Source organism: Hyphomicrobium sp. DY-1 (assembly GCF_047497105.1).
In the GTDB taxonomy this organism is placed as follows: domain Bacteria; phylum Pseudomonadota; class Alphaproteobacteria; order Rhizobiales; family Hyphomicrobiaceae; genus Hyphomicrobium_B.
Map to the genome: position 1 here is coordinate 3,023,184 of NZ_CP134870.1, position 24,347 is coordinate 3,047,530.

General features: G+C 61.1%; 23 protein-coding genes and 1 tRNA gene. 10 read left to right on the plus strand and 14 right to left on the minus strand.

Annotation, left to right across the window (positions count from 1 at the left end):
- Positions 1-161 precede the first annotated feature (161 nt).
- Genes RLW41_RS14560 through RLW41_RS14595 form a run of 8 tightly spaced genes read right to left on the minus strand, consistent with a single transcriptional unit; the run spans position 162 to position 6,665 of the window.
- The gene (locus tag RLW41_RS14560) at positions 162-1,040 is read right to left on the minus strand and encodes a dimethylarginine dimethylaminohydrolase family protein (protein WP_414461933.1); all 879 of its coding nucleotides are present in this window, start codon (positions 1,038-1,040) and stop codon (positions 162-164) included.
- The gene (locus RLW41_RS14565; RefSeq protein ID WP_414461934.1) at positions 1,037-1,630 is read right to left on the minus strand and encodes a DUF1989 domain-containing protein; all 594 of its coding nucleotides are present in this window, start codon (positions 1,628-1,630) and stop codon (positions 1,037-1,039) included. Before RLW41_RS14565 ends, RLW41_RS14560 begins: the two co-directional genes overlap by 4 nt.
- The gene (locus RLW41_RS14570; RefSeq protein WP_414461935.1) at positions 1,627-2,415 is read right to left on the minus strand and encodes a creatininase; all 789 of its coding nucleotides are present in this window, start codon (positions 2,413-2,415) and stop codon (positions 1,627-1,629) included. The genes RLW41_RS14565 and RLW41_RS14570 overlap by 4 nt, the downstream gene beginning before the upstream one ends.
- 14 nt (positions 2,416-2,429) lie before the next feature.
- On the minus strand, positions 2,430-3,143 hold the full coding sequence (locus RLW41_RS14575; protein WP_414461936.1) for an SDR family NAD(P)-dependent oxidoreductase: 714 nt from the start codon (positions 3,141-3,143) through the stop codon (positions 2,430-2,432).
- On the minus strand, positions 3,140-3,913 hold the full coding sequence (locus RLW41_RS14580) for an SDR family NAD(P)-dependent oxidoreductase (RefSeq protein ID WP_414461937.1): 774 nt from the start codon (positions 3,911-3,913) through the stop codon (positions 3,140-3,142). The genes RLW41_RS14575 and RLW41_RS14580 overlap by 4 nt, the downstream gene beginning before the upstream one ends.
- 25 nt (positions 3,914-3,938) lie before the next feature.
- Positions 3,939-4,718: an ABC transporter ATP-binding protein gene (locus RLW41_RS14585; protein WP_414461938.1), complete on the minus strand. Its 780-nt coding sequence runs from the start codon at positions 4,716-4,718 to the stop codon at positions 3,939-3,941.
- Positions 4,719-4,728: 10 nt separating this feature from the next.
- Positions 4,729-5,601 (minus strand): ABC transporter permease, encoded by an 873-nt coding sequence (locus tag RLW41_RS14590; protein ID WP_414461939.1) that lies wholly within the window; start codon positions 5,599-5,601, stop codon positions 4,729-4,731.
- Between the two features lie 35 nt (positions 5,602-5,636).
- Complete coding sequence (locus RLW41_RS14595; protein ID WP_414461940.1) at positions 5,637-6,665, minus strand: ABC transporter substrate-binding protein; 1,029 nt, start codon at positions 6,663-6,665, stop codon at positions 5,637-5,639.
- A 139-nt stretch (positions 6,666-6,804) separates the two neighbouring features.
- On the opposite strand from RLW41_RS14595, the gene RLW41_RS14600 reads away from it, so the two are divergent.
- Together RLW41_RS14600 and RLW41_RS14605 are read left to right on the plus strand one after the other, a co-directional pair.
- Positions 6,805-7,737 (plus strand): LysR family transcriptional regulator, encoded by a 933-nt coding sequence (locus RLW41_RS14600; protein ID WP_409562384.1) that lies wholly within the window; start codon positions 6,805-6,807, stop codon positions 7,735-7,737.
- Positions 7,738-7,883: 146 nt separating this feature from the next.
- The gene (locus tag RLW41_RS14605; RefSeq protein WP_409562385.1) at positions 7,884-8,060 is read left to right on the plus strand and encodes a hypothetical protein; all 177 of its coding nucleotides are present in this window, start codon (positions 7,884-7,886) and stop codon (positions 8,058-8,060) included.
- 137 nt (positions 8,061-8,197) lie between these two features.
- Here RLW41_RS14605 and RLW41_RS14610 read toward each other — a convergent pair whose 3' ends face one another.
- Both RLW41_RS14610 and RLW41_RS14615 read right to left on the minus strand, forming a co-directional pair.
- Positions 8,198-10,018, minus strand: a complete 1,821-nt coding sequence (locus tag RLW41_RS14610; protein WP_409562386.1) for a methanol/ethanol family PQQ-dependent dehydrogenase — start codon at positions 10,016-10,018, stop codon at positions 8,198-8,200.
- A gap of 486 nt (positions 10,019-10,504) precedes the next feature.
- Positions 10,505-10,578 (minus strand) — tRNA-Gly (locus RLW41_RS14615).
- A gap of 141 nt (positions 10,579-10,719) precedes the next feature.
- Here RLW41_RS14615 and RLW41_RS14620 point away from each other — a divergent pair.
- Together RLW41_RS14620 and RLW41_RS14625 are read left to right on the plus strand one after the other, a co-directional pair.
- Positions 10,720-11,265 (plus strand): FUSC family protein, encoded by a 546-nt coding sequence (locus tag RLW41_RS14620; protein WP_414461941.1) that lies wholly within the window; start codon positions 10,720-10,722, stop codon positions 11,263-11,265.
- A gap of 90 nt (positions 11,266-11,355) precedes the next feature.
- A complete protein-coding gene (locus tag RLW41_RS14625) occupies positions 11,356-11,655 on the plus strand; it encodes a hypothetical protein (protein ID WP_409562388.1) in 300 nt (99 codons plus the stop codon).
- A 97-nt stretch (positions 11,656-11,752) separates the two neighbouring features.
- Here the strand turns inward: RLW41_RS14625 and mscL are convergent, their stop codons facing one another.
- Complete coding sequence (gene mscL, locus RLW41_RS14630) at positions 11,753-12,142, minus strand: large-conductance mechanosensitive channel protein MscL (protein ID WP_013946446.1); 390 nt, start codon at positions 12,140-12,142, stop codon at positions 11,753-11,755.
- Positions 12,143-12,387: 245 nt separating this feature from the next.
- Between mscL and RLW41_RS14635 the strand changes: the two genes are divergently transcribed.
- The 3 genes from RLW41_RS14635 (at position 12,388) to pip (ending at position 15,522) form a co-directional block, all read left to right on the plus strand.
- Positions 12,388-12,648: a DUF4212 domain-containing protein gene (locus RLW41_RS14635; protein ID WP_013946447.1), complete on the plus strand. Its 261-nt coding sequence runs from the start codon at positions 12,388-12,390 to the stop codon at positions 12,646-12,648.
- Positions 12,649-12,657: 9 nt separating this feature from the next.
- Positions 12,658-14,493: a cation acetate symporter gene (locus RLW41_RS14640; RefSeq protein WP_414461942.1), complete on the plus strand. Its 1,836-nt coding sequence runs from the start codon at positions 12,658-12,660 to the stop codon at positions 14,491-14,493.
- Positions 14,494-14,562: 69 nt separating this feature from the next.
- Positions 14,563-15,522 (plus strand): prolyl aminopeptidase, encoded by a 960-nt coding sequence (gene pip / locus RLW41_RS14645; RefSeq protein ID WP_414461943.1) that lies wholly within the window; start codon positions 14,563-14,565, stop codon positions 15,520-15,522.
- Positions 15,523-15,531: 9 nt separating this feature from the next.
- On the opposite strand, the gene RLW41_RS14650 is transcribed toward pip, so the two are convergent.
- Positions 15,532-16,086, minus strand: coding sequence for a hypothetical protein (locus RLW41_RS14650; protein ID WP_414461944.1), 555 nt, complete (start codon positions 16,084-16,086; stop codon positions 15,532-15,534).
- A gap of 352 nt (positions 16,087-16,438) precedes the next feature.
- On the opposite strand from RLW41_RS14650, the gene RLW41_RS14655 reads away from it, so the two are divergent.
- From RLW41_RS14655 to RLW41_RS14665, 3 genes are all read left to right on the plus strand, one after another.
- Positions 16,439-19,162, plus strand: a complete 2,724-nt coding sequence (locus tag RLW41_RS14655) for a sel1 repeat family protein (RefSeq protein WP_414461945.1) — start codon at positions 16,439-16,441, stop codon at positions 19,160-19,162.
- A 93-nt stretch (positions 19,163-19,255) separates the two neighbouring features.
- On the plus strand, positions 19,256-20,182 hold the full coding sequence (locus tag RLW41_RS14660; RefSeq protein WP_409562393.1) for a sulfite exporter TauE/SafE family protein: 927 nt from the start codon (positions 19,256-19,258) through the stop codon (positions 20,180-20,182).
- Positions 20,182-20,973, plus strand: a complete 792-nt coding sequence (locus RLW41_RS14665) for a TIGR02186 family protein (RefSeq protein WP_414461946.1) — start codon at positions 20,182-20,184, stop codon at positions 20,971-20,973. Before RLW41_RS14660 ends, RLW41_RS14665 begins: the two co-directional genes overlap by 1 nt.
- 11 nt (positions 20,974-20,984) lie before the next feature.
- Here RLW41_RS14665 and pdeM read toward each other — a convergent pair whose 3' ends face one another.
- Together pdeM and RLW41_RS14675 are read right to left on the minus strand one after the other, a co-directional pair.
- A complete protein-coding gene (pdeM, locus tag RLW41_RS14670; RefSeq protein WP_414461947.1) occupies positions 20,985-21,707 on the minus strand; it encodes a ligase-associated DNA damage response endonuclease PdeM in 723 nt (240 codons plus the stop codon).
- Positions 21,704-24,340, minus strand: a complete 2,637-nt coding sequence (locus tag RLW41_RS14675; protein ID WP_414461948.1) for a ligase-associated DNA damage response DEXH box helicase — start codon at positions 24,338-24,340, stop codon at positions 21,704-21,706. The genes pdeM and RLW41_RS14675 overlap by 4 nt, the downstream gene beginning before the upstream one ends.
- Between the last annotated feature and the right edge of the window lie 7 nt (positions 24,341-24,347).

Here is a 24,347-nt window from a genome sequence, read left to right on the forward strand (position 1 = left end):
GCCGAGAATGACCGGCGGGCCTCAGGGCCGCCTCATATGCAACAATTCAGTATTGTTTGGCCAGTCCAATTAGGCCGGTCACGGAAGATTAAATGAACAGACAGCGAATTGCTATCCTCGCTGCCTGATGAACATTTGTGAGACGTTGGGCACAAATCGCATCAAAGCGGATCGCGCCGCAGGGCCTGACAGAGGCAGTGTGGGCCGCCGCCGCCCAGCGTGAACATCCGCAGGTCAGGATCGAAGACCTCGATGCCGTGGGAGCGCATGCGGGCGTTCAGATCCTTGTTCGCGGCGGTCGACAACACGCGGTCGTTGCCGAGAGCGACGATGTTCGTGCCGAGCTGTGTCGCGTCATGATAGGAGACGGGTAGAATTTCGTAGCCCTTCGATTTCAAAAGATCGAGGAACCACGGCTGGTGCGCGTCGGGAGCGACGGCAACGAGCTTTTTGTTGATGAATCCGACCGACACGTCGAGGTGCACGAAATGCGGTGGGAAGGGCACGGCGTAAGCCTCCCAGCCTTTTTCCCGGAACCACGCGCACATCTGTTCGGCGCCTTCCTGCTCGGAGCGTTCGCCGCCGTAGCCGCAAAGCACAAATCCCGGTTCGACGACCATGAAGTCGCCGCCTTCGAAATGGCCGGCGGTGATCATGTTCCAGATCGGGATTCCGGCTTCTTCGTAGAACTTCAGGACCAGCGCATAGTCACCGCGGCGGTAGCGGGTCTGCAGCATGGTGATGACGGCGCCGAAGGGCGTCATCACGCTCGAGTCGCGAGCGAACACGCCGTATTTCAGCTCAGGCCGCGCGTCGAGCCAATGACAGGTGACGCCCGCTTGCTCGAAAGCATCGACCATTTCGCGATGCTGCGACATGGCGGCTTGGGCATCGAAGCGGAGTCCGAGCGCGAGCGTCTGCCGGGAAACGGCGCCGACGGGCCGCCATTCGAAAAAGTCAGGTTTGCCGAGAAGAACATGCCGGAGCACGCCGGTTTCTGAATCGAGTCCCCACGGAATGGAGACGGTCGTCGTGCTCATGCCAGAACCTCGTAGTGCGCGTCCGTCGGCGCGCCTTTGTTGATGCAGATGATGTCCTGCGGGCAGGCGGACATCGCGACGATGCAATTCATCTCGGCTTTCAGCACGACGTAGTCGCCGGGTTTCGAGACAGGCTCTTCCCAGCCGATGGTGCCATCGGTCTTCACCGGAATGTTCATCCAGAGATTGAGCGGGGAGGGCACTTCAGGCGGTGCCAGACCGAGGCCCGCCATACCGGAGCGTAGATTGTCGGCGCAATTGTCGTGGTAATCGGCGACGCCCAGGCCCTGATAGCGATAGATATCGCATGCGGCGATGAAGGTGTCGTGGATGCCGGGCGAGGTGTCTTCGACGAGCGTCAGGATCGGGCGTCGCTTGTTGGTGACGAGCTTGTCGCCGGGCATTGGGCGAATGCGGTCGATCGCGGCGCGCATGTGCTCCATCGAGAGGAACTCGCCCAAGTCGTCGGCGTTGAAGGCCCACGTATCGACGACCTGATGGCCATGCGTGTTGATGATCTTGATCGATTGTCCAGCTTTGAGCGCGACAGCGCGGCCCTGGCGCGCCGGGACGACGTGGATATCGCTCATGGCTTCACCTTTGCGTTTGGAAATTCTTTGCGGATCGCGGCGGCGACGCCTTCGGCATAGTCGTTCGCCAGCAGCTTGCCCTTTTCTGCCGAGCAGCCGTGTGCGGGCGACAGCACACCGGAGCACGGCACCAGTCCGGTGCGCGTCGGATACATATCGTAGGGCGGAAAGCTCGCGGGCTTGTCGTCGGGCAGTGCCGACAAATCGACGAGATGCGGATGATGATGGAGCATCAGAGACGTTTCCATCACGGCGGCATGCTCGAGATCGTAGCCGGGGAAGCCGTCAGGAAAAATCTTGTCGAGCGTCTCGCGCTTGGTGAAATCCCAATATTCGAGGCGCATGACCTCGAAATCGTGAATGCCCATATAGGCCAGCTCACGACGGGCGAGATCGACGCCTTCGATCGTGAACATCATGTTTTCGTAGTGGCCGTTGATGAGAACGAGCTGGCGCGCGCCGTGGCGTGCAAACTCTTTGATGACGTCACGCAGCACGTGCGCAAGCGTATCGGCATCGAGACTGGTCGTGCCGCAGAAGTGATTGCCGCCGCCCATCTTCGGCTGCGACTTGTATCCGAACGAGAGGACCGGCGCGACGATGGCGTCGATCCGCTTTGCGACACCGGCTGCGACGGCAGTCGCGAGCAGGGCATCGGTGCCCATCGGCAGATGTGGGCCGTGCTGCTCTGTGGCACCGGTCGGGAGCAGGATGATCGCTCCGTCCTCGATACGCCGCTGGTAAGTCGTCCAGCTCATCTCATTCATAAAGATGCGGTCGGTCATGACTGTTCTTTCCTTCAAACCATCGAGGCGCCGCCGTTGACGCCGAGAACTTGGCCGGTGATGAACGTTGCGCCGGCGCTGGCGAGAAACAGGACGGCTTCCGCGACTTCTTCCGGTTTGCCGATGCGGCCGAGCGGATTGGACGTTTCAAGCCGTTTCCATTCGTCGGGCAGGTTTTCGAAATCGAGAAGCGGCGTGTCGGTCGGGCCCGGCGCCACGGCATTGACGAGAATGTCGGGGCCGAATTCCTTCGCCCAGCAGCGCACCATGGCGCTGACGCCGGCTTTGGTGGCGCAATAGGCGGCGTGATGCTCGCGTCCGAGCTGGGCTAGTTCGGAACTGAAGAGAATGATCCTGCCGCCTTTGCCGCGGCTTTTCATCATGCGTACTGTTTCGCGCGTCACGAGGAACGTGCCGACGAGATTGACGTCGAACACTTTGCGGACGTCGGCAACGGGCGTTTCGAGTAAGGGGCCGTAGCGAAAGACGGCAGCCGAATTGGCCATGACGTCTATGCCGCCAAGCGCGCTATCGGCGGCGGCGATCGCTTCTGCAACTTGGATCTCGTCGGTGACGTCGAGTTGAAACGACAGGCCCTCCTCGATCGGTTCGAAATCGAGGCGAGCGACGTGCGCGCCTTTCTTCTCGAAGAGATCTGCCGTCGCAAGCCCGATGCCACTTGCGGCGCCGCAAACGACGACTTTCAGATCTTTTAATTCTCTGCTCATCCAAGAAATTCTCCGCGGTCGACGCCAATGGCCTGTCCGGTGATGTTGGCAGCAAGGTCGCTGGCGAGAAAAAGGTAGAGGCCGGCGACGTCCTGCGGCTCCATCAGGCCGGGGAGGCACTGAGCGGCGACGACATCGTCGAAGATGTCGGCTTCGCTGCGCTTCGAACGCGTGGCCATGACTTTCGCCGAACGAACCGATGCGACTGTGCGGACCCAGCCTGGGCAGACCGCGTTGACGGTGATGCCTCGCGGTCCAAGCTCGCGTGCGAAAGTGCGCGTCAAGCCGACGACAGCGTGCTTCGATGCGATGTAGGCGGCGAATTCGCCGACGGCGCTTTTGGACCAGACGGACGCGGTGTTGATGATACGCGCGCCGGTCTTCAGAAGCGGTAGCGCGGCGCGCGTGACGTTCCAGGTGCCGCGGACGTTGATGTCCATGATGCGAGCGAAGGCGGCGTCGACTTCGTCGCTAGGGTCGGTTAGCGGCGTGATCAACTCGAGGCCGGCGTTATTGACGAGGACGTCGAGATTCGGGATTTGCGCAAAGACATTCGTAACCGCAGACTTATCAGTGATGTCGGCGACAAAGGCGCGGACAGGATGGCCGTATGCCTTTGAGATTTTGTCTGCTGCTTCGTGTACCGTTTCGTCGTCAGCGAGGATGGCCAGGTCCGCGCCCGCCTCGGCGAAGCCTTCAGCGATGCCAAAACCAATTCCGCGGCTTGCGCCGGTCACGAGGACGCTTTTGTTTTTAAGATTGATGCACATTTGCTTTCCTGCGGCGCTTTGCGCTCTAGTTATCGTGGCCCGCTGCGGCGCGGACAAATTTCAAAACTTCCGTTCGCAACCTGAAGAAGCGTTCGCTGTCGCGAAGCTCCAGCGTGCGATCAGGGCCGAGAGCTGCCGCAATATCGACTTCCTCAAGCATGCGTGCGGGGCGCTTGGAGAAGACGATGATGCGGTCCGCGAGAAAAACTGCTTCGTCGACGTCGTGCGTGACGAAAATGATTGTCTTGGCGTCCTGCTGTTGGATGCGGCGCAGCTCGATCTGAAGATCTTCTCGGCGCTGCGCATCCAATGCGCCAAAGGGTTCGTCCATCAACAGAACGTCGGAGCCTGCAGCGAGCGTTCGGGCGATGGCGATGCGTTGGCGCATGCCGCCTGAGACCTTGTTCGGATAGGCGTCGGCGAAGTCGCTGAGGCCGACGAGTTGCAAGTAATGTGCGAGGCGCGTCGCCTTGCGTTCCGGCGTCATATCGAGACGGTACTTCATGCCGTAGGCGACATTCTCGGCGACGGTCAGCCAAGGAAACGATGAGTAGGACTGAAAGACCATGCCGCGGTCGCGGTCCGGCTCGCGGATTGGTTGGCCGTCGAGGCGGATTTCACCGGTGCTTGGCGTTTCCAGGCCGCCGACCATGCGCATCAGCGTCGTCTTGCCGGAACCAGAGGGGCCGAGGAAGACGACGAATTCGTTGCGCCTGACGGTGAGGTCGAACGTTGGCGCGACGACTTCTAGATCGCCGAAATATTTCGCGATGCCGTCGAATACGAGATAGGGAGCTGGTGCCACGGCGCGCCTCTCAGAGATAACGGAAATAGCGCTTGTGGACGAGGCGCAGGATCTGATCGGTCAGCAGGCCAATCAAGCCGATGGTGACGACGCCTGCCATGACCTCGGAGGTGTTCATGTAGCGTCGTGCCGCCCAGATGACGAAGCCGAGGCCGTTATCTGCGGCGACGATTTCCGCGATGATGAGATAGGTCCAACACCAGCCGAGCGTGATGCGCAGATTGTCGAATAGGCTCGGTAGCATGGCGCGGAAGGCGACGTCTTTCAGCATCTGGAAGGGACGTGCACCGACGGTGTAGGCGATCTCGACGTATTCCTGCGGCACGCGGCGCATGTCGTCTGCGACGAGCAGGACGAGTTGAAAGAAGGTGCCGAGCCAGAGAAGAAAGATCTTCGTCGTTTCGCCGACGCCGAACCAGATGATGCTCAGCGGAACGAGAGCGGGAACCGGCAGATAGCGGATGAAGTCGACGATCGGCTCCAGGGCGGCGCCGACGCCGCGGAAGCTCGACATCGCGATGCCGATCGGGATCGCCATCACGACGGAAAGTGTGAAGGCCACCCACACGCGCAAGGTCGAGACACCTGCATTCCAAAGCAGATGCTTCTGCGTGATCATGATCCACAGCGTTTCGACGGTGACGCTGGGGGGCGGCAGGAAGAGCGAGTTGATCCAGCCGAGCCGGGTCGAAATTTCCCATGCCGCGATGACGATTAGGCTAGCGCAAATTGATGTCAGGATTTGCGCCCGTCTCGACAGTGTGCCCCGGAACGCGAAGAACTGGTTCCGGGTGCGGTACGCTGCGCGCGGCGCCTTGGCGTTTGGCGCCGCCGCCGGTCGCCGTTCGACCACTGCTGCCGTCGATGCTGTTGCTTTGCTCATCACGAGATGGCCTGGCTCGGCTGGTTCGCGGCTGATTATTTCAGGTCGGCTTCAGTGATGCCGGAGACGATCGAATTGTCGATTTGGTCTGCGGCCTTGAGGTCGTGATCGGCCGCGCCGTTTTCCAGGTTCAGCTTCATGACTTCGCCAAAGACTTTGTACAGCGAGCCGGGGGCGCCGGGTTTGCCGAAATATCCGGCCGTCTGTGCGTAGCCCGTGTATTCGAGGCTGCCGTCAATCGAAGCGGCGAACTCTTCCGGTGTCAGGTTGAAGTGCGGTGCTGCCAGCTTGATGAAGTCCGCTTTGTTGCTCTTGAAGTAGTCGATCGCTTTGAAGATGCCGATCATGAACTTCTTGTACTTCTCGGGGTTCGCCTTCAAGTCGTCCTGGCGGACGATGATGACGTCGACGATGATGCCGGGATATTGCGCCGACGAGATCAGCAGGTGCGGATTGCGCTGCTTGATCTTGTCGAGGGCCTGCGAGAGGTTCGGCTGATAGGAAACGACGGCGGAGATCGATGGATCGGCAAAGACGGCGACGGTATCGGCGGTCGCAATCTGCTTTACGTCGAGGTCAGCAAGCGTCAAGCCTTTTGCCTTGAGCGCCATCTGAAGGAGCAGGCGGCCGGGAATGTTCGGCTCGGACGCGACGGTCTTGCCTTTGAGCTGCTCGACGGAGGTGATGTCACCCGGCGCGATGACGCCGTCACCGCCAAGCGACTCGTCGATGGTGCCGATGACGACGCCAGGCGTCTTGGCATCGCGCGGCTTGCCCTGATATTCGCCGACGGTGCGCATATCCATCTCGATGTCCTTGCGGTCCATCGCGGCCATGACGTTGGCGCGTTCGTCCTCAAACTTGATGTCGACGTCGATGCCAAGCTTTTTGAAGTAGCCAAGATCCTGCGCGACGAAGACCGGCGCGTATCCGCTCCATGTCGGGCAGAGAATGCGGATTTTCTCGTCGGCATGTGCAGCGGTTGCGGCGACCGATACGCCAGCCCAAAGCGCCACTGCCAGACCGACTCCGGTGAACCGGCGGAACCCTATTGCCATATGCATGGTCATAACCCCTCGCTGACGACACGATTTCGGCAATGGAGAGTTGGCTAAAATAACATCTATGAAAATATTGATTATTTAAACGATACATTGAAAACTGCCGATGTGATGTGATGCTGCTTTGTGCGAAGGAGTTTCGATGCGTCGGCTCGATAACATCGATATCCGCCTTTTACGGGTGTTTATGACGCTGGTTGAAGCCGGTAGCTTCGCCGATGCTCAGATTGCGCTCAATCTCTCCCAACCCACCCTCAGCACCCACCTTGCGGCGCTTGAGCGCAGGCTCGGCGCGCAATTGTGCGTACGCGGACGACGAGGGTTCCGGCTGACGCCTTTCGGCGAAGCAACCTATATCGCGACCCAAAAGCTCTTTGCGGAGATTAGCTCCTTCGAGGAACGGGTCGGGCAGTACAACGGTCAACTCGTCGGGCGGCTTCGCATCGGAATCGTCGATGGCATCGTCACGAATTCGGCGCTTGGGCTGCAGCACGTCGTCGGCCGCTTCATGGAAAACGCCGAGAACGTGTTCATCGATCTTGAACTCGGAACACCGAATCACCTTGAGCAAGCCATCGCAGACGGTCGCCGCGACGTTGTCATTGGGCCGTTCTCGCAGAAAGCGCCGGGTGTCACGTACGTTGCTTTGCACCGCGAGCCGCATGGGCTTTATTGCGGCAAGGGGCATCCGCTGTTTGACGCTCCGACATCGGCGATCACGCGGGAGGCGATCGAAAGGGCACAGTTCTCGGTACGCGGTTATCGGCAGTTCGACGATCTCTATCGCGCCGATCATCCGCGCGCGTCAGGCAACGTCGTTCAGATGGAAGCGCAAGTGATGCTGATCCTGTCCGGCTATTTCATCGGCTTTCTGCCGCGGCACATCGGCGAGAGCTGGTCAAAGCAGGGTTCGATGCGCGAGCTCCGGCCGCAAACCTATCAGTTCGTGTCGAGCCACTTCGCGGCCTATCGGAAAAGCGACGGTGACCGGCAGCTCGTGCGCAGCTTCGTGCGCTTCCTCAGTCAGCATGCGAACCAAACGCGCAAGGGGGGTGCGGTTGGTAAAGCGGCCTGACGCTCATCAGAGCTTCGGCAGATCGTTTTCGGAAAATCTGATTTAGCGCGGATCTTGATCCGGGCGGATTGCTGCATCCGTTGATGCGGATCAATTGCGCCGCGCTCTGCGCTCCTACGCTGTCTCAAATTGTTTGGGAGGCGACCATGACAACGATCGAATTTTATTATCTGGCGATCTGCATCGGAGCGATGTGCCTTTTCGCGTTTGCGCTGAGCTACAACGCAATAAGCTGGAAAAGCTGGAAGCAATCGCAGACAGCAAAGTCGTCTGCCGCTGGTGCAGGTGAGCATGTGAAGCCCCAGGAAAAACTGGCGGCTTAGAGCCAACACATTCCGCCTGTCCGTGCCGGCAGCAAAAAAGGGAGAGGACTCACGGTCCTCTCCCTTAAATTTTGTCTGATCGGTTTTCCCGGCGGACGTGGGATGGCCCAGGCTGCGCCGGGCCATCTCGCAGATCGTTAGGGCAGTGCGAACACGGTGAGCGAGCCACCGAGGTTCGAGTAGGAAGCAAGGCCCGAGTAACCGCCGACAGCCCCGAGGCCGTCGTTCGGGTTCGTCAAGCCAGCTGCCAGACCGATGCCGGCCCAGCCGCCGATGCCCGAGAGAACGCCGACATACTGCTTGCCACCCTGCATGTAGGTGAAGACGTTGCCGATAACGCCCGACGGGGTCTTGAACTTGTAGAGTTCCTTGCCGGTCTTCTGGTCGACGGCTTTGAAGTAGCCTTCGAGCGTGCCGTAGAAGGCGACGCCACCAGCGGTCGTCAGAGCGCCAGACCACACCGAGAACTGCTCAGGCTTCGACCAGACGATCTTGCCCTTGCCTGCGTCCCAAGCGAGGAACGTACCCATGCGCTCCGGCTTATCCGGACCCGGGAACATCGAGAGCGTCGCGCCGACGAACGGCTGACCAGCAGCATACGAAACCTTGAACGGCTCGTAGTCCATGCAGACGTGGTTGGCGGGAACGTAGAACAGGCCCGTCAGCTCCGAGTACGACGCCGGCTGCTCGTCCTTGACGCCGAGAGCCGCAGGGCAGATGCCTTTAGTGTCGAAGTCGGTGCCGTGAGCGAAGGTCGAGTACTTCTTCACGCGGACAGGACGGCCGTAGTCGGGGCTCGACTTGTCGAGGTTGATGCTGGACGCCCAGTTGACCATCGGATCAAACTTCTCGGCGACGAGCGGTTCGCCGGTGACGCGATCGAGCGTGTAGGCGAAGCCATTGCGGTCGAAGTGGACTTCAACTTTGCGCTTCTCGCCCTTGACGTCGATATCGGCGAGGATCGGCTCGTTGATGCCGTCATAGTCCCACTCGTCGAACGGCGTCATCTGGTAGGCCCACTTGGCCATGCCGGTGTCGGGATCGCGCGCAAAGTGCGTCATCGACCACTTGAGATCGATTGGCTTGCCGTCCTTGCCAGCGCGCTGAGCCGGGTTCCACGTGCCGGGATTGCCGGTTCCGTAGTACACGAGGTTCAAGTCGGGATCGTAAGCCATATAGCCCCAGGTCGTGCCGCCGCCGATCTTCCACTGATCGCCGCTCCACGTCTTGAGCGAAGAATCTTTGCCGACCGGCTTGCCGAGCGACATCGTCTTCTCGGGGTCGATAAGCATTTCAGCGTCCGGACCCGTCGAGTAGGCGCGCCAGACTTTCTTGCCGGTGTTTTCGTCGTATGCGGTCAGCGAGCCGCGGACGCCGTATTCGCCGCCCGAAATGCCGACGAGGACCTTGTCCTTGACGATGAGCGGAGCGGACGTGCCGGTTTCACCCATCTTCGGATCGCCGTTGGCGACCTTCCAGAGTTCTTTGCCGGTCTTGGCATCAAGAGCGACCAGCGTCGTGTCGGCCTGATACATGAAGATCTTGCCGTCGGCGTACTGGAGGCCACGGGTAACCGTGTCACAGCACATGACCGAGATAACGGATGGATCCTGCTTCGGAATATACTTCCAGACGATCTTCTGTTCGTCGGCGAGGTTCAGGGCATAGACGACGTTCGGGAACGGCGTCACCATGTACATCTCGTTGCCGACGACGAGCGGGCTGCCTTCATGGCCGCGGAGAACGCCGGTCGAGAACGTCCAAGCCACCTGGAGCTGGCCGACGTTTTCGGTCGTGATCTGGTTGAGTTTCGAATAGCGATGACCGGCGTAATCGCCGTTTTGAGTGGCCCAATTGTTCGGGTCGCTCGTCGCTTTAATGACGCTCTCATTCGCCCAAGCGGACGAACCCAGCGAAGCGGACAATGCCAACCCCACTGCTAGAATCTTTCCACGCATTTTAGTTCTCCAATTCACGACTTGACACGCCTTCGGCGGGTGCCGAAAGCGGTGCACAACCGCCGGCGGAAGCCGGCATCAAATTCCCTATTTTATATTATTATTGTCATATATTCGGGCAGCGATGATGTGAAAATCATCACTGGGACCGTTCGGGATTTGAAAGTCTTCTCAGGATGTTGCGCCAACGGGAAGAAGGCCCACCGAAGCAACTGGCCGCAATCAAGTTCATATTTTGCAATGCGTCAACAGCGATTGCCGATCGTTGGATGCGACAATTGGAAATGCTGCCTGCAATACTCGGCAGGAATTCCCCCATTCTCTATTGTTGAGTGAAATCATGATGGTGCCTCGGCATATCAGCCTTGCGTTTCATGAAGAGAGAAATTCGGCGCGCTGATTTTGATCAATAACAATTCTAGATGAATTGCGATCTCAACTCCGGATCAATGCCGACTTTATGTGATTAAAAATTCAGCGGCGGGATGGAGCGGGCGAAGGGAATCGAACCCTCGTATGCAGCTTGGGAAGCTGCCGTTCTACCATTGAACTACGCCCGCGAAGGCCGTGATTTTCCGGGTTTTGACACTTTCACGATGTTCCCGCAAGCCGTACGATCGCTGGTCGCCACGTTGTCCCTAGGGTACTGCGCTGAGGGCGACAACGCGCCGAAAGGCGTCGATCACGATGATAGAGATCCGATGACAAGAGAAGCATGGGCGCGCCACGTTGCATTCGTGCTGCGCTGCTCGGGTGCGGCGACGCTTTCTTATGTGCTTGCGAACGCTATTGGGCTGCCGCACCCAGTGTGGGCGGCGATGTCCGGCGTCATTGTCGGGCAGGAGAAGCTGGACGAGACGCGAACCGCGACGATAGGGCGGTTGTTCGGCACGGTCGTCGGCGTCGTCGTTGCGGTTACAATCGGATCTCTTCTCGAACCGCTTCATGCCGATGTCGTCGTGCAGATGGCGGTCGCGGTGGCCGTCGCGGCGATCATCGCGCGGCGTTACCCGATGCTCCGGGTCTGCATGTGGACGTGTCCGATCGTTTTTCTCAGCACCGACGCGGCGACACCTTTGGCTGTCGTCGGCTTTCAGCGGGGTGCGGAAGTTCTGCTTGGCGGCATCGTTGGCGCGCTGCTGCACGGGCTGTCGGAAACGGTCATCTCCGCCATGGTGATGGTGGCACCCGAAAAGCCGGAGGCGGTGAAGCCTAAAGCCGCTTCCCTGCCGATTCACGACGACTGAGTGCTCCGAGGAAGTATTTACAAAAATTGATCGGGGCCGCGTCGGCGAAGATGCTAGATATGGTGCGTCGAACTTCGGGGAGAGGGATGAATGCCGGGGGCCTCTAAATCGCTTTGGGCCGGTGCCGCGCTTGTCATGGGCGCTTGCGGTGGCTTGCTCGTCTCTCCCGCGGTTGCCGACGATACGAGTACGGCAAAGCGTGCGCCTTCGACGCTCGATCAGCAGATCAACCAGGCGGTCGGATCGGGCGGATCATCGTCGTCGGACATGGACGCGAGGATCAGGGATCTCGAAGCGACCCGCACGGAGATCGATCAGCAGAAAAAGCCGACCATCAGTCTCGGCGTCAGCGGCTGGGTCAATCAGCAAATGTTATACAACGTGAAGTAACGTGCTTGCCGATCAGGCAGGGGCGCAACAGTCTGAGAGCGCGCAACACTCTGCTGGAACAGTCGCGCGCTAGCTCAAACATTATTGTGGGACGGCCTCAGGCCTTCTTCGCCAGAAGGTCGCGAATTTCCTTGAGATACTCTTCCGTCGGTGTCGGCGGGGGCGGGCCAGCAGCGGCCTTAGGCTTCTTCATCGTGTTGACGGCTTTGACGAGCAGGAAGATCGCGAAGGCGGTGATGAGGAACTTGATGACGGCGTTGAGAAACACGCCGTACCTGATCAGCACCGGGTCGGTCGGCGTGGGGATCGCAACCGAGAGACTGGAAAAGTCGATCCCTGCCATCATGTAGCCAATCGGCGGCATGACGACATTGTCGACGAGGGAAGAAACGATTGGAGCGAAGGCGGCGCCCATGATTACGCCGACGGCGAGGTCGATGACGTTGCCTCGCATGGCGAATTCTTTGAATTCGTCAATTATGCTCATGCTGATTGTCCTTCCCTGCTGATATTGCCGTTCCCGTCCTGGGCACATCGCGCCTTCGTCCTGGAAGGCTGGCACGCGATTCCCGCGGCGAAATGTTAGGGGATGATCTAGCGCAGGACAACGGAACGGCGGCCAAATTCCACCGGAGTAGCATTGGACAAAGGCCCTGGCCGGCGGGCATAATGAGGGCGACAGGCGGTGGGGCGCCGCGTGCGAAAGGCGGCGACTTTGGGGGATCCGGCGAGATGATTGAACGGAAAGAACGCAAGCCCTACTGGCGCCATACCAAGTGGCAGGTCATTGCGAGCATCATACCGTTTCTGGCGCTGGTCATCGTTTTGCCGCTCTATGCCGAGCAATTGAACTCCAGCCGGTTCTTAGGGTTTCCGCTCGGGTACTTTCTTGCGGCTCACGGATTTTTCGTGATCGCCCTGATAACGGTCGCGAGCTACGTCAACCGCCAGAATGCCATCGATCACTGGCACGGCGCGCACGAAGATATGTGAGGCGGGAGCATGGCGTTCGGTGCGCGCGCGAGATTGATCAATCCGCGCCTCGGCACGTATTTCAGCATTTTCGCCGCTCTCTATACGGCGCTGTTCCTTCTTGTCCTGATCTTCGAGCAGTTGAAGTTCGATGAGAGCTTCCTGCGCATCGCGTTTCTCGCCGGGCCGATCGTCATCTACGCCGCGATCGGCCTGTGCGTCGGAACGAACGACATCCTATGCTATTTTGCGGCCGGGCGCCGGGTTCCCGCCGCCTATACCGGGCTTTTGCTCGGTGCTTCGGCGCTGGGTGGCACCTTCATTGTGGCGGGCACCGGCGCATTCTTTTTCTCAGGATTCGATGCCGTCATCCTGCTGATGGGCACGTTGACGGGCTTCGTCATCATGGCGATCGGGCTTGCACCGTTCTACCGGAAGTTCGGCGCCTTCACCGTGCCGAGCTATCTCGGCCGGCGTTTTGAGAGCCGGGGACTGAGGGTCATCACGGCAGGCATCGCGGCTGTGCCGATGCTGCTCGTGCTGTCGGCAGAATTGCGCATTGGTGGCCACGTCGCGCAGCGCCTTGTCGGCGGCAGCGCCAACAATCTGGTGTTTCTCCTCGCGCTGACGATTGCGATATCGACGGCGGCAGGCGGCAAGCGTTCCTTCACCTGGACGGGCGTTGCGCAATCGATCGCGCTGTTTCTCGCCGTGCTTGGCGTCGCCACGACGATCAGCGTGATGGTAACGAGCCTGCCCATTCCGCAGCTCGCGAACGGTCCGATGGTGCGCGGGATGGTGCGGAACGAAGTCAACGAAGGATTGCAGCTCATCAAGGTCTGGCCGATGGCGTTTCAGCTGCCGCCTGAGGGCTTTTCCGCGTTGACAAAGCCTTATACGCAGCCGTTCGGCTCGATCGGGCCGTTGGCTTTCATCATTGGTGTTTTCGCGATTGCGACGGGTGTCAGCACCGCGCCGTGGCTGCTGCCGCGCGTCGCGGCGACGCCCGGCGTGTATGAGGCGCGAAAATCGATCGGCTGGGCGACGGTCTTTTCCGGACTGGCTCTCCTCACGATTTCTTCGGCGGCAATCTTCCTTCGAGATTTCACCCTTGACGCCGTGATGAGCGAGCGGCTCGGGCCGTTGCCGCAATGGCTGCATAACGCAGCGGCGCATCATATCGTGACCTTCGATCAGGCAGCGACACGGCTGGGATTTGCAGGCCTGAAGTTCGATCGCGACGGCGTGCTGTTTGCTTTGCCGCTGCTGGTCGATCTGCCGTCGGCGTTCTCTTATCTCCTGCTGGCGGGCGCTGTGGCCGCTGCATTGGTCACGGCGTCCGCCACGACCGTGTCGCTGGCGGCCGTTCTTGGCGAGGACGTTATTCAAGGCATGTCGTGGGAGCCGCCGACGACGCAGAGTCGGGTGTGGATCGTGCGCGGCTTCATCGTGGTCGTAGCGTTCTGTGGTGCGATGCTGTGCGTCACGGCGCCGAGCGATCCGTTGCGGCTCGTGCTGTGGGCGCTGTCGCTGACGGGTGCGAGCCTCTTCCCCGTCATGGTCCTGTCGATCTGGTGGAAGAGACTGACGGTCGGCGGTGCGATCGTCGGGGTCATCTCGGGCTTTGTCGCCGGAGCGTTCGCCATCATGATGGGCGAGATGGGGACGCTTTCGACGCCAGGCGCCATCGCGGGCATTCTCGGGCTGCCCGTGTCGTTCGCGCTGGCCATCGGCACGAGCTTGATGCGGCCGGAGGTCAGCCGTCACACCGTCGAGATGGTACGCGACATCCGGGTTCCGGGCGGCGAGATCATCTACGACCGCGAGATGCAGCGGCTCCAGCTTCGTAAACATTCGCGCACGTGATGGCTCGAATGGCGACTTGCGGGCCGTTCAGGATTGCTCGGGCGGTTTGGGGCCTCTAAAGAGCAATCCATGACCATTCGCGATCGCCTCGATCTCTATCCGCCATTGACGCCGTACCGCGAGACCCGGCTGCCGGTCGGCGGCGGGCATACGCTTTACGTCGAGGAATGCGGAAACCCGAATGGTCGACCGGTCGTCATTCTGCACGGCGGTCCGGGCGGCGGCTGCAATCCGACGATGCGGCGGTTTCACGATCCCGACCGTTATCGCATCGTGCTGTTCGACCAGCGCGGGTGCGGGCGTTCGACGCCGAACGCGTCGCTCGATCACAATACGACGCACGATCTCGTCGCCGACATCGAGCGCATTCGCAGCGAACTCGGCATCGACCGCTGGCAGTTGTTCGGCGGCTCGTGGGGGTCGACGCTGGCGATCGCTTACGCGGAAGCGTATCCCGAGCGAGTGACCGCGATGGTTCTGCGCGGCATTTTTCTGCTGACGCAAGCGGAACTGCGCTGGTTCTATCAGGACGGATGCAGCTGGATTTTCCCGGAAGCCTTTGCCGAATTCCAGCGGCCGATTCCGCCCGACGAACGCGACGACATGATCGGCGCCTATCACCGCCGGTTGACGTCCGACGATCTCAGCGTCCGCCTTGCCGCAGCGCGTGCCTGGAGCATCTGGGAAGGGACGACGCTCTCGCTCATTCCGGAAGCCGATCGCGTGGCACGGTTCGGCGCAGACAGCTATGCGCTGGCCTTCGCCCGAATTGAAAGCCATTACTTCGTCAACGCTGGTTTCTTCTGGAGGGACGGCGAGTTGCTTCTTGAAGCCCACCGCCTGAAGGATATTCCCGGCGTCATTGCGCACGGACGTTACGATGTCGTGACGCCCGTGCGGAACGCGGTGATGCTCGCCAAGGCCTGGGGTAACGCCGATCTGCGCATTGTGCCTGACGCTGGACACGCGATGACGGAGCCGGGGCTCTTGCACGAACTCATCCGCGCTACGCGCAAATTTGCGGACTGATATCTTTATCTAGAGCGAGCCTTTTGGACCCGGCGTGGCCGATGGTGGCACGGGCGGCGGTGACGGCGCGGCGTGGTCGTCCGGCGGCAGAGGCTTATCCAAATCCCTGACGTGATCGCGGATCTTCTTGTAGACGCGCGAGATGTAGTCGAGCGCCTGATCGACTTCCTCATCCGTCGGGAGCTGGACCTTGTCGTCCGGCGGTGGCGCATCGGCAAGCGGACCGGGCGGCGACGGAACACCGGGCGGTCGTGTCTCGATCATCTCTTCAAGTTCTTTCACGCGCGCCTTCAGATCGTGGTTCTCCGATTCAAGGCGTGAAAGCTTGTCGGCGGGTGTGTTGGTGGTCCGATCGTCGACGGATTTGCAGGCCCATTCGTTGCCGCTCTTGGCGCACATGGCGACGGCGCCTGTCTGCTTGTCGAGACGCAGGAAGCCGCCCTCGACTGGGGACATCGTGAACCGTTCGGCGGTGTCACCCGATGGTTCTGCAACTGAAGCCGCTGCCAGTATCGGCAGAATGGAAAGACCGAGCATGGTTGCCCGCGTCGCCCTCAAGGTCATTGAAAGTCCTCCGCTGACCGTTACCAGCGAAATGGTCATATGCCGGAACTATGGCAAGACCGCTGGCCACAGCCATTTCAGCGAATCAACCCGTGCGAGGCGGTGGTGTCGGCGGCCGCCAGATCAAAAGTTTCCTCTAATAATATATTGAAAAGTCGCGATTTTTATCGTCCTGGCACGCTCCTTAACTCGACGTTTACTCCCGGCGACCAAAAGTTGCCTTCGAAGCTGATTTGTGTCGCGTCCGCCAACGATCGCATTTGACCTGCGCGGTACGGACCCCCCGATGTCCCGAGCGCGCGGCGGCTGCGCTCTCCCGGACCGTTCGCAATCGCGCTGTCTCGAGGGGAAGATGTCGAAATCGGAAATGGGTGCTGAGCGTCGGGAGGGAAGGGACCCGCACGAGTCCGGTGACGACAGCCGCGACGAACTCAAATCGATCCTCGATACGATTGCCGCCCAGCTTCAGGACGCCGATCGTCGGCACACGGCTGCGCTCAGCGAAATGCAGGATCGGATTTCGGGGATGGGGCGCGAGGCCGATCTCCTGCGTATGCGCATTCCCGATCAATTCGCGCCGGCCTTCGAGCAGATCGAAGCAGGCATTGGCGAGCTGGCTCATCGCCTGGTCGATGTCGATCGAATTGGCACGCGTGGAGCGGCGCGGACGCGCCAGCATCGGGCGGCAGCACGTTCGGGCCATGCCGATCTGAACAACCCTTGGGACCGGGACGACGCGGAAGCGCTCGCGAGTGTCTACGAAGCGTCCGCCTATCCGCCGTCTGCAGCCTCTGCACGCGATGCCGACGAGGCCACGGGCGGCACTTCGAACATCGACGAGGCATGGCTTGAAAGCCGGTTCGCCGAGATTGCGCGCGGCATCGAATATTCGCTCGCGCATGTGAAGCCCGAGAGCAAGTTCTCAGACTTCGATCAGCGTTTCGATCAGTTCGAGCGCCAGTTCGCGAAAGTGTTCGCAGGCGTAGCCACCCATGACGACCTCGCTACTGTGCAGCAGATCGAGGCGCACATGGAAGAGATCGTCAATCGTCTCGAAAAGACGAACGATCAGCTCGATCGGCTCAACACTATCGAAGCGCAGCTTGCGAACGTGTCGCAAACACTCGCGGAGATGCAGGCGGCGAACGCCAAATCGGCAGACATCGGTGCGGTCGCTCGGGCGGTAGCGGAAGAAACGGCGCAGCGATTTGCGAGCCGGCCTCCGGATGAGCGAAATGCAGCAGCGGACGAGCTTCGTCCGCTGATCGAGCAGCTCATGACGGAAAACCGTCAGGGCGGCGAACAAACCGCAATGCTTCTCGATACCATGCAGCAAGCTATGGTTCGTCTGCTCGACAGGGTGGAAGCGATCGACTTTCCGCCGCAGCAACCGCCGCCGCGGATCTTCGAGGCCGACCATGCGGTCAACTACGGCGCGCGAACGGAAATGTTCGGCAGCGATGCACTGCGCGATGACGACTTTGGTGCTCAGCCGTTTGCTTTCGACGAAGACGATAGCCATGGCGCCTTTCCCGATGCCGTCTCGCCGCCACCGCTTTCGGCGGTCAGCGAGACGGGAATGTCGCCGGAAGAAATGGCGCTGCGCAGCGAAAAGATGCGGCAGGAATTCATTGCTGATGCGCGCCGGGCCAAGATGCGTCTCAGCGCCGAGGGCGACGACATTGACGATTCCGTCGCGCCATCGCTGTCGGCAACGCGGATGGCGTATGCAAGCGGCTCGGCGCCAGCCGGCAGCCGGCCAATCCGGCCTTCGAGCGCGCTTGCAAAGAACACGTCGGGACCCACTGCGCCGTCGCCGCGGCTGATGATCATCGCGGGCTTCGTGCTCTTGGCGCTTGCCGGGCTTTGGTATGCCTTCGGCTTCGAAAGCAAGCCCCAGTCGGCGGCCGTGCAGGAGGCCGCTCCTGCAACCACCACGCAAAGCAAGACAGTCCAACCGGGCAACGCCACTGATGCAGCAAAGGCTTCGGGTGCACCGTCGGCTTCCGAGCCGTCGTCGGGGTCGCAAGCCCCTTCGGCGCCCGCTGGTGAACCGAACGCGCAAGGCGGGGTCAATGGTCCGCGCAGCGATCTCAGTCCGCATGACGGCGGCGCGCCTGCGACGACGGCCTCGATCGACCCGGATTCTACACCGCGGACGACGCTGCCGATGACAGGCGTTGCGGTCGATCTCGATCATCCGGTAACGGAAGCCGAGCTGATCCAGGCGCGGCGTCATCAGGCGATGGCGAACATTTCGGGTGAGCTTGGAAGCGCTGCGGCGCGGCCAGACGAATCTGCCGTGGTCCCGGCGTCGATGATTCCGACGGAAGCGGAAACGGAAGGCATCGCGCCGCCGGCGCAAAACACAAGCGCACCGGTCGGGGGGCAGAAGTCATCGCGGCTCGATATGCCGCCGGCGATGATCGGTCCGCTGTCGTTTCGGCTCGCGGCGGCTAACGGGGATTCATCGGCTCAGTTCGAAGTCGGCGCGCGGTTCGCGGAAGGCGAGGGCGTGCCGCAGAATTTCGCTGAGGCCGCGAAATGGTATCAGCGCTCGGCCGAACAGGGTTTCGCCTTGGCGCAGTATCGTCTCGGCACGCTTTATGAACGTGGTCTCGGTTTGAAGGCCGACCGGAAGCAAGCGAGCACCTGGTATCTGCGCGCAGCCGAGCAGGGCAACATCAAGGCCATGCACAATCTCGCTGTGCTCTCGGCCAACCAATCGGATCGCGCCCCCGATTACACGACGGCGGCGCAATGGTTCGAGGAAGCTGCCAAGCGCGGCCTGCCCGACAGCCAATTCAATCTGGCTGTTCTTTATGAGAACGGTCTTGGCGTGACGCGCGATCTGAGGACGGCGTTCATGTGGCTTTCGCTTGCCGCGCAAGGTGGTGACGCAGATGCAGTCCGCCGCCGCGATATTCTTCGCGGCAAGCTGACGGCGCAGGATATTACCGTTGCGAGAAAGATGATTGACGCCTGGCGGATGACGCCTACCGATCGCGCGATCAACGATGCCCACGTTGCCGGCGATCTATGGAAACAAAATCCCAGAAACGGCCTCAACGGCTAGAGCTTGCCGCGACGCGCCGCGTGGTGTCTCCTGGCGGGAAATCCTGTTAGACGCTAGTTCCATCGCCTGTACCATGCCGTTTCGGATCCGAGGATGACCCTTTACCTGCCGATCGCCGAGATGTCGGTTTCCGTCATCGTGTTTTTGGCTCTCGGGATGAGTGTCGGTTTTCTCTCAGGTCTTTTCGGTGTCGGCGGCGGCTTTCTGCTCATGCCGCTGCTGACGTTTCTGGGCATTCCGTCGGCGGTCGCGGTGGCGACCAGCGCCTCGCATGTCGTGGCGTCTTCGGTATCGGGCGCGATCACACATTATCGCCGCGGCAACGTCGATATCCGGATGGGGCTCGTCATGCTGATGGGCGGCCTGACGGGAACCTATCTCGGCGTCAGTGCGGTGAAGATCTTGCGGCGTCTGGGATACTTCGATTTCACTGTCGCGCTCATGTACGTCATTTTTCTCGGCGTGGTCGGCACGGTGATTTTCGTAGAGGGCATCAACGCGTCGCGCCGGGTGCGCTCGACTGGCGGGACGACGGCCAGAAAATCCGGTCAGCATGGCTGGATGGAAGGCTTGCCGCTCAAGATGCGGTTCCCACGCTCGAAGCTTTACATGAGCGCCGTTCCGCCGGTGATCATCGGCATGTTCATTGGCTGCCTGTCGGCGATCATGGGCATCGGCGGGGGGTTCGTCATCATCCCGGCGATGATCTACCTCTTGCGGATGCCGACAGGGCTCGTTATCGGCACGTCGCTGTTTCAGATCGTATTCGTTGCGGCGCTGGCAACCGTGCTGCACGCTGTCGAGAACAAGACGGTCGATGTGGTGCTCGCTTTGATCTTGATCGTCGGCGGGGTGATTGGTGCGCAATTCGGAACGATGATTGGGGAGAAATTGCGCGGCGAACATCTGCGCGCGTTGTTGGGCGCGGTCATTTTGCTCGTTGCTGCGCGGATGGCGTACGAGCTTGTCGTACCGCCTGCCGATCTGTTCTCGCTCGCGGCTGTGGCGGGGGCATCCTGATGCGGTGGTTTTTAGCAACGATGGCCGTGATGATCGGTTTCGCAGGCGCTGCGGCGGCGGAGGTGCCGAAAGAAGGCGTCGAAGCCGACGCCTCGACGCGGCAGGTCGCCATCACATCGAGCTTCACGGGCACGGAAATTCTGGTCTTCGGAGCGGTCACGAACAGCGTGCAATCCAGTCCAGAGGCCGGTACCTATGACGTGATTGTGGTGGTCGAAGGCATTCCGGCGCCGGTCGTCGTGCGCCGAAAGTCGCGCGTGGGCGGCATATGGGTCAACACGCAGTCGATGCGCTTTGCGTCGGTGCCGAGCTATTATGCCATTGCCTCGACGCGGCCAATTGATGAGATCGCGGACAAGGCGGTGCTCGATGCGCAAGGGATCGGGTTCGATCATGTGCGGATGGTTCGCGCTGCGCAGAGCCGAACGGATGCGACCGATCCGGCGGAGTTGCAAGCGTTCAAGGAAGCGCTGATCCGTTTGAAGGAGCGAGACCGCGTCTACGTCAAATCGGACTTCGGCGCGTCGTTCATCGGCAGCAGTCTTTTCCGTGCAACGATTGCGTTGCCACCCAATGTCCCGGTCGGGCCGCTGACGGCGCATGTGTATCTGTTCAAAGGCGGCCACATGCTCGGCGAATACAGCAATCGCGTCATGCTGCAACGTGAAGGTGTCGAGCGTTACATTCACGAGACTGCAATGACGCAGCCGTTTCTGTACGGCATCGTGACGGTGCTGCTTGCGGTGTCATCAGGGCTTGCTGCGGCGTTCGCATTCCGCAAGCCGGCCTGATCGCTTCGATCTCAATCGTCGCGCAGCAGGCGGGGGGCGACGGGATAGAGGCCTTCGTGGCCGAGCATCCAGACGTCAAGACCATCATCGCCGAACAGCGGTTCGAAGGCCATGTCGAGAATATTGAGACCGCCCGTATAGGCACCGAACGCTGGCATCACGAGACGCAGGCGATTGCCGACGAAGCATGGCCGCCGCAGTGACGTGCCGTGAAACACGAGGCGGGCGGCGGGATGAAAATGTCCGGCAATCTCATGCGTCGCCGCGCCGGAACGTGGCTCATGACGGAGCGCGATACCGCCGACGATGACTTCCTCGACGACATAGCCCGCCAGCGTGCGGTCGATCTTGGGATCGTGATTGCCGGTGATCCAGATCCAATCGCGATCCTCCTGCAGCATGTGCAGGCTTTCGATATCGGCTTGATCCATGCGCGCCGCGCCATCGGAATCGTGCAGGCTGTCGCCGAGCGAAATGACCGTTTCGGGCTGGTAGCGATCAATCAGAGCTGCCAGCTTGCTCAGGGTCTCTCGCGTGTCATAAGGCGGCAGCATCTGGCCGCGCGCCGCGAACGCCGAGCCTTTTTCGAGATGAAGGTCGGAGACGATCAGCGCGCGCTCGGCAGGCCAGTAGAGTGCGCCGAATTTATGGGCGAGGAAGGTCTTTCCGCAGATGTTGACCGGCTGATCGGCGAAATCATCGAGCCCGATGCGCTCCGGTTTCAGCATGTTCATTGCTCTGCATCCCCCGTCGCTTCGCGTATCAATTCGTCGGCCGCCGCACGCAGAACCGCATCGCGATCCTGACCGTAGACCAGCTCAACGCCGATCTCCAACAGCACCGGCACGGCGAGCGGCGACACATGGTCGAGAAGTTGGTGCCTGATTCGGTTTTTAATGCGAGCGAGAAACGCGCCGAGCCGCTTGATGTCGAGCAGGCCCGTGGCGGCGTCGGCCCAGGCGGCTTCCAGCAGCAGGTGGTCCGGGTCGTGGCGGCGCAGCACGTCATAGATCAGGTCGGTCGAGATCGTCACCTGGCGGCCGGATTTGACCTTGCCGGGGTGGCGGCGCTCGATCAGACCGGCGATGACGGCCGCAAGGCGAAATGTCCGCTTCATCAAGGCGCTTTCGGCCAACCAGGCGTCGAGATCGTCGCCAAGCATGTCTTCGTCGAAGAGTTCGGCGAGCGAAAGCCGGCCGTTGGCGATCAGATCGGACATGTCGCCATGCGTCCAGACGGCGAGCGCATAATCGTTCGCCACGAAGCCGACAGGCTGGGCGCCGATACGGTCGAGGCGGCGGGTCAGCAGCATGCCGAGCGTCTGGTGCGCGAGGCGGCCTTCGAACGGATAGGCGACGAGGAAGTGGCGGTTGCCCCGGGGGAAGGTTTCGACCAGCACCTCATCGGGCGCAGGCATGACTGAGAATTCGGTCTGCAACTCAAGCCAGTTGGCGACAGGATTTGGAAGCGCCGACCAGACGCTGGGGTCGGCGAGCATATCGCGAACGCGGCGCGCGAGATGCGTGGACAGCGGGAATTTGCCGCCGTCGTAACTCGGCACCATCGGGTCTTCGGCGTTGGCCCGCGTGACGAAGACTTCGGTATCGCGAATGCCTTCGAAGCGCAGCACCTGTCCGGCGAAGACGAATGTATCGCCCGGCGTCAGTTGCTCGGCGAAATATTCTTCGACTTCGCCCAGCACCCGGCCGCCCATGTTCGGCATTCGCTTGGCGCCGCGATGGGCGATGAGGCGGACTTTGAGATGTGGCGCATCGACGATGGTGCCGATGTTCAGACGGTATTGTTGCGCGATGCCGGGATTGGCGACACGCAGTTTACCGTCGTCGGTTGGGCGGAGTTTGGCGAAACGTTCGTAGGAGCGAAGGGCGTAGCCGCCGGTCGAGACGAAATCGACGGTGCGGTCGAATTGATTTCGTGTGAGACCCGCGTAGGGGAGGGCAGAGCGGACTTCATCGAACAGCGTGTCCGGATCGAAGGGGGCTTCGCAGGCCATGCCGAGCACGTGCTGGGCGAGGACATCGAGTGCGCCGCTGCGGGACAGCTGCGCGTCCTGATCGCCAGCTTCGGCGGCTTGCTGGGCGGCGCGGCATTCCAAAACTTCGAAGCGATTGCCGGGAACGAGGATTGCTTGCGACGGCTCGTCGAGCCGGTGATTGGCGCGGCCGATGCGTTGCAGTAAGCGGCTTGCACCTTTGGGCGCACCGAGATGGATGACAAGATCGACGTCGCCCCAGTCGATGCCGAGGTCGAGTGTGGAGGTGGCGACGACGGCGCGCAGGCGGCCTTCGGCCATCGCCGCTTCGACCTTCTTGCGCTGGGTGGCTTCGAGCGAACCGTGATGCAGGCCGATCGGCAGGTTTTCGTCGTTGATGCGCCAGAGTTCCTGAAAGGCATATTCGGCCTGCATGCGCGTGTTGACGAAGAGGAGCGTCAGCTTGTGCGCGCGGATTGCGTCGTAGACCTCGTGCATGGCGTAGCGGGCAGTATGGCCCGTCCAGGGGATATCGTTTTCCGCTTCCAGGATTTCGATGACGGGCTTGGCGCCGCCTTTGACGGTGACGAGACCGGCGAGGTTCGTCATCGTTTCGGGATCGGTCTGCGCTACCAGGTAGCCGCGCAATTCGCTCGGGCGCGCGACGGTTGCCGACAGGCCGATGGTCATGACGTTAGGCGCGAGCTTTCGAAGGCGGGCGATGTCGAGCGCGAGCAGATCGCCGCGCTTCGAGGCGGCAAGCGCGTGAAGCTCGTCGAGGATGATCGTATCGAGATCAGCGAAGAGATAGGGCGCGTCCGGGTGGCTTAGCAGGAGCGCAACCTGCTCCGGCGTCGTCAGCAGGATGTGCGGCGGCTTCACGCGCTGGCGCTGGCGGCGCGCGAGGGACGTATCGCCGGTACGCGTTTCGGTGCGGACCTTCAGCCCCATCTCTTCGATTGGTGTGTTGAGATTGCGCTCCACGTCGGCGGCAAGCGCCTTCAGCGGAGAGATGTAAAGCGTGTACAGCCCGGCGCCGGTTTTCTTCCGGCCGCCGTTATGAATGGAGATCAGGCTCGGCAGGAAGCCCGCGAGCGTCTTGCCCGCGCCGGTCGGAGCGATCAGCAGTGTCGAGCGGCGCTCGCGGGCGGCATCAAGAAGTGCCAGCTGATGTGGCCTTGGCGTCCAGCCGCGATGCGCAAACCAGTCCGCGATTTCTGGCGGGAGGTGTGCCGTATCGAGAGCAGCTTCGGCGCGACGTGATTTCTTTTTCGGAAGCGGTGCGACCAACGCAGCGCTGCGCGGCTTCGGCTTTGCGCGCGAGGTTGGCGGGCGCGCTTTGCGGGGGGGCTTGTCGGTGGTTTTACGCGGCACGTATCAG

Bases quoted from the DNA above. Each gene is read 5' to 3' on its own strand.
- RLW41_RS14655 (WP_414461945.1), top strand. From the start codon at position 16,439: ATGTCGAAATCGGAAATGGGTGCTGAGCGTCGGGAGGGAAGGGACCCG.
- RLW41_RS14625 (WP_409562388.1), top strand. From the start codon at position 11,356: ATGCCGGGGGCCTCTAAATCGCTTTGGGCCGGTGCCGCGCTTGTCATG.
- RLW41_RS14610 (WP_409562386.1), bottom strand. From the start codon at position 10,018: ATGCGTGGAAAGATTCTAGCAGTGGGGTTGGCATTGTCCGCTTCGCTG.
- RLW41_RS14660 (WP_409562393.1), top strand. From the start codon at position 19,256: ATGACCCTTTACCTGCCGATCGCCGAGATGTCGGTTTCCGTCATCGTG.
- RLW41_RS14590 (WP_414461939.1), bottom strand. From the start codon at position 5,601: ATGAGCAAAGCAACAGCATCGACGGCAGCAGTGGTCGAACGGCGACCG.
- RLW41_RS14570 (WP_414461935.1), bottom strand. From the start codon at position 2,415: ATGACCGACCGCATCTTTATGAATGAGATGAGCTGGACGACTTACCAG.
- mscL (WP_013946446.1), bottom strand. From the start codon at position 12,142: ATGAGCATAATTGACGAATTCAAAGAATTCGCCATGCGAGGCAACGTC.
- RLW41_RS14580 (WP_414461937.1), bottom strand. From the start codon at position 3,913: ATGTGCATCAATCTTAAAAACAAAAGCGTCCTCGTGACCGGCGCAAGC.
- RLW41_RS14650 (WP_414461944.1), bottom strand. From the start codon at position 16,086: ATGACCTTGAGGGCGACGCGGGCAACCATGCTCGGTCTTTCCATTCTG.
- RLW41_RS14640 (WP_414461942.1), top strand. From the start codon at position 12,658: ATGGCGTTCGGTGCGCGCGCGAGATTGATCAATCCGCGCCTCGGCACG.
- RLW41_RS14575 (WP_414461936.1), bottom strand. From the start codon at position 3,143: ATGAGCAGAGAATTAAAAGATCTGAAAGTCGTCGTTTGCGGCGCCGCA.
- RLW41_RS14605 (WP_409562385.1), top strand. From the start codon at position 7,884: ATGACAACGATCGAATTTTATTATCTGGCGATCTGCATCGGAGCGATG.
- RLW41_RS14560 (WP_414461933.1), bottom strand. From the start codon at position 1,040: ATGAGCACGACGACCGTCTCCATTCCGTGGGGACTCGATTCAGAAACC.
- pip (WP_414461943.1), top strand. From the start codon at position 14,563: ATGACCATTCGCGATCGCCTCGATCTCTATCCGCCATTGACGCCGTAC.
- pdeM (WP_414461947.1), bottom strand. From the start codon at position 21,707: ATGAACATGCTGAAACCGGAGCGCATCGGGCTCGATGATTTCGCCGAT.
- RLW41_RS14635 (WP_013946447.1), top strand. From the start codon at position 12,388: ATGATTGAACGGAAAGAACGCAAGCCCTACTGGCGCCATACCAAGTGG.
- RLW41_RS14595 (WP_414461940.1), bottom strand. From the start codon at position 6,665: ATGCATATGGCAATAGGGTTCCGCCGGTTCACCGGAGTCGGTCTGGCA.
- RLW41_RS14620 (WP_414461941.1), top strand. From the start codon at position 10,720: ATGACAAGAGAAGCATGGGCGCGCCACGTTGCATTCGTGCTGCGCTGC.
- RLW41_RS14600 (WP_409562384.1), top strand. From the start codon at position 6,805: ATGCGTCGGCTCGATAACATCGATATCCGCCTTTTACGGGTGTTTATG.
- RLW41_RS14665 (WP_414461946.1), top strand. From the start codon at position 20,182: ATGCGGTGGTTTTTAGCAACGATGGCCGTGATGATCGGTTTCGCAGGC.
- RLW41_RS14565 (WP_414461934.1), bottom strand. From the start codon at position 1,630: ATGAGCGATATCCACGTCGTCCCGGCGCGCCAGGGCCGCGCTGTCGCG.